Annotated in this window: 1 protein-coding gene; it reads right to left on the reverse strand. The window is 72.8% G+C overall.

All coding sequences use genetic code 11. The annotated features are described in order from the left end of the window. Positions 1–222 precede the first annotated feature (222 nt). On the reverse strand, positions 223–744 hold the full coding sequence (locus DD1DGNOD_RS27890) for an MFS transporter (RefSeq protein WP_206443028.1): 522 nt from the start codon (positions 742–744) through the stop codon (positions 223–225). Positions 745–989 lie beyond the last annotated feature (245 nt).

Here is a 989-nt window from a genome sequence, read left to right on the forward strand (position 1 = left end):
ACGCGGCTGTTCACGACGCGGCTGTTCACGACGCGGCTGGGCGTGATGGTACGGCCAACGGTTCGGGACCATCATCGAATGCTTCCCGCCCGTCGGGCGTACGCGCTGCCGGTCGCCGGCGCGCATCGCGGGCCGTTGCGGCGCCTCAGGAGAGCGCGCCCAGCGGCCTGGAGACGGTCGGGGGAGGAGCGCGCGAGAGCTGACCCCAGCCGGGCTGGGACCTCAGGGTTGGCTGGCGGATGCGTCCGCCACGGTCCGGCGCTGCTGCACCGGTTCCCGGCGGACGAGGTCGCGCCGCCGATGTTCGCGCAACAGCGCGTCCAGGGTGGCGCGGGACCGCCGGAGCGCACCGTCCACGGCGTCGCTGGCGCGGTGGGTGTCCCCCATCTGCAGGGCGTAGGCGGCAACCACCAGGGCCTGGACGACGTCATCCTGAGCGGACAGGGCGTCACCGTCCGTGCCGCTGGCGCTCTTCCCGGCGAGCCCATCCACGGCCAGTCCGCGAGTCCGCACCGCAAGCCAGCATGCGGCGCCCGCCGTGCTCAGCGCCCATAAGGCGCGGACCCCGGCGGGAAGGCCGACCAGACCGTTGACGGCAACCCCGGTCACGGTCGTGATGACGACAGCCGACGCTGCGATCGTTGCCGACCGTCGCGGCGGGTCCGCCGCGCGGGCCGAGGCCATCAGTGGCCAACCGGCAGCCAGGACAGCGGTTACCGTGACGGCACCAGCTCCCCAGATCACGACTTGCCACCCCACCGTGCACCCCCGTTTGGCTGGCGCTGTTGCGCTGGCTGCCGGTTTGGGCAGCCGTCCCCGCAGCCGATGGTCGCCTGGCCGTGGGCGGGACGCCATGGTTCATCCGTGCCATGGCCGGATGCGCCTGGTGGCGGGAGCGAGCGCGTCTGATAAGGACCCGTCACGCTGGTCGGCACCATGCTGGTCCGGAGTGCTGGTCCGGAGTGCTGGTCCGGAGTGCTGGTCCGGAG

The sequence above is a fragment of the Candidatus Protofrankia californiensis genome (genome assembly GCF_900634765.1).
GTDB lineage: Bacteria > Actinomycetota > Actinomycetes > Frankiales > Frankiaceae > Protofrankia > Protofrankia californiensis.